The following is a 2519-nucleotide window of genomic DNA, read 5'->3' as shown; positions in this document are numbered from 1 at the left end:
ATTGGTGCAGTGATGCGCAAGCTGGTGCATTTGATTTACGGGGTGATTAAATCAGGCAAACCTTTTGATGCGGAAATTCCTCTCAAGGGACTTGCAATTCAAGACGGTATCTGACCCCATGGATTTTCTTCTTCATCAGCGCGGACTGCTTGATAGCCTGCCATTTCACATGATGGATAAATGATGTTTTCATAGACATGACCCCAATGCCCTTTAGGATACCCATCAGTATCTCAAATAGGCATGATAATGAAGCATTCTTTTTGCTCTTTGCTTTCAGTCATATAAATTCCTTAACTAATGCATAACGTTCGACATGAGCGGCAGCCGAAGGCTGTCCGCTCGATGGAGGGGTTAGCCGCCATTCTGCTTCCACCACGAAAGTGCCGTCTCCGGACCATGCAGATGTACTTCATGCATGAAGCTCTTGAACTTCGGCGTTTCCCACGAAGCTACCGCCTTCTCGTACCCGTCACGGTATGCCATCGCTCCGAGCGAATGGTTGTCCTGCCACTGACGATAACGCCCCTTCATCCAACTATCGAACACCCCCGCATCAACAAAGCCGTCCTTCCAATGGGTGAACTGATCGAGTTGGAGACTCCAGAACCGCTCATAGAAGGTAAACGGGTCGGCCTTGACATGCTCGTTTGCCCGCATTTCCCAGATTCGACCGAACCGCTCATTGCAGTGAAGAAGGACATCAGACTGCTTCGCTTGGAGAGAGAACTCGATACTTCTCTGATTCAGTTCCAAGCTTTGAGCATTTAGTTGCAGTGTTCTCCAGAGAACAAACAGAGTACCAACAGCAGTTAAAAAGCTGAGGAAGACACCCGCGATGGTGGAAACGTGGGTCAACTCTTCAAGAGTCATGTACACCTCCTATGGCGGCTAACGAATGAAAGGGACTTCCCCGTCCCGAGGTTGCGGCGGAAGCCGCGAGCAGTTAAAACTGCAATGATTGAGTTTCCACACTTCATCACTCCAACGAAAGGGGAAGTCCATGAATATTGTCACACTCGGTATTGATTTAGCCAAGAATATATTCGCTTTGCACGGCGTTGACAACAAAGGTCATGCGGTTTTAATCAAGCCACGCGTGGCACGCGACCAACTGCTCTCCATTGTCGCCAACTTGCCTCCCTGTCTCATTGGTATGGAGGCCTGTACAGGCGCACATCATTGGGCAAGAGTGTTTAGTCAGCATGGGCATACCGTGCGACTGATGGCGCCCAAGTTTGTTGCGCCTTATCGCATGTCTGGCAAGCGAGGTAAAAACGATGCAGCAGATGCCGCCGCTATTTGCGAAGCTGTTACAAGACCCAATATGCGCTTTGTCCCGGTCAAAGATACCCATCAGCAAGCACTGTTGTCCATCCATAGAACCCGTCAGGGCTTTGTGGAGGAGCGCACCGCTTGTTATAACCGTTTGCGCGGTCTGATTGCCGAGTTTGGTGTGGTGCTGCCACAAAAGGTTGAGCGACTGCGCCGGGAGATTGATTCGCATCTTGATACCTTGCCTGACCTGGGTAGACGCTGTGTCCTGGATTTGCTTGCCCATGCGGATGTGCTGGATGAACGGATTACCGCCTATGATGCCTTGATTCAGCGTGCAGCAAAGCAGGATGATCGCAGTCTGCGTTTGATGCAGATTCCAGGCATTGGGCACACCACCGCCAGTGCGTTGGTAGCGAGTCTGGGCAATGGGCATGACTTTGAAAGTGGCAGACAGTTAGCGGCCTGGGTGGGGCTGGTGCCGGGGCAATACAGTAGTGGCGGCAAACCGCGGCTAGGACGGATTACCAAAGCAGGTGATGCCTATCTCCGAAGCTTGCTGGTGATGGGCGCACGGGCGGTGATGGTAAGTGTGGGCGATAAGCAGGACAGGTTCAGCCGCTGGGTGCGCAGTCTGGTCGAGCGCAGAGGTTACTGGAAAGCTGCCATTGCCATTGCAGCCAAAAACCTGAGACTGGTTTGGGCTGCGCTTAAATATGGCGATGACTTTAAACTCTATTCAAAGGCGGTTTAAAGCAAACCAGAATGAAGTTTAAAGCCAGAGTGAATATGTACGGTTAAATCACAGCTGAACTGCCAGCGTTGATGTGTAGCGGGTTGGACCCGCGCCGGGTGTGCCTGATTAATTCTAGGGGAGCTTGAGAATCCCGACTAACGAATGAGGCCCCGGCGTGCGTCTTTCATCAGGGTCCGGGCGAATAATGCCCAATATGACCGGTTGTAGTACCGCAGTCCTTCACCTTCTCGCTCAATCTTGGCTACAGCAAGGGATATTTATGCGCTGAAAAATTCAAACACACAAAAATCTTGCAGATGACTATTGCTAAAAATGGGGAAGCCCTTGTAGTTTGACATAAGGGGCGCGCTTTAGCGCGTCCCGCTTGATGGAATAAAAGGGACTTCCCCCACTCGAACTGGTAACCCAAAACCGAGATTGAAGGTAAGTTAATGTGATCAGCATTATTCAATCAAAACGAGAGGAGAAGTCATGAGTAATGTTACAA

Annotated in this window: 2 protein-coding genes; one reads left to right on the top strand and one right to left on the bottom strand. The window is 50.7% G+C overall.

Translation table 11 applies throughout. The annotated features are described in order from the left end of the window. Positions 1-354: 354 nt before the first annotated feature. Complete coding sequence (locus Q9291_RS11675; protein WP_306390235.1) at positions 355-873, bottom strand: hypothetical protein; 519 nt, start codon at positions 871-873, stop codon at positions 355-357. Between the two features lie 130 nt (positions 874-1003). Here Q9291_RS11675 and Q9291_RS11670 point away from each other — a divergent pair, with 130 nt between their 5' ends. Next, positions 1004-2029: an IS110 family RNA-guided transposase gene (locus Q9291_RS11670; RefSeq protein ID WP_306390234.1), complete on the top strand. Its 1026-nt coding sequence runs from the start codon at positions 1004-1006 to the stop codon at positions 2027-2029. Positions 2030-2519 lie beyond the last annotated feature (490 nt).

This window comes from Methylophilus aquaticus (assembly GCF_030769565.1).
Taxonomy (GTDB): domain Bacteria; phylum Pseudomonadota; class Gammaproteobacteria; order Burkholderiales; family Methylophilaceae; genus Methylophilus; species Methylophilus aquaticus.
The sequence above is the reverse complement of the archived record's forward strand: the minus strand, read 5'-3'. Positions and strand labels throughout refer to the sequence as shown.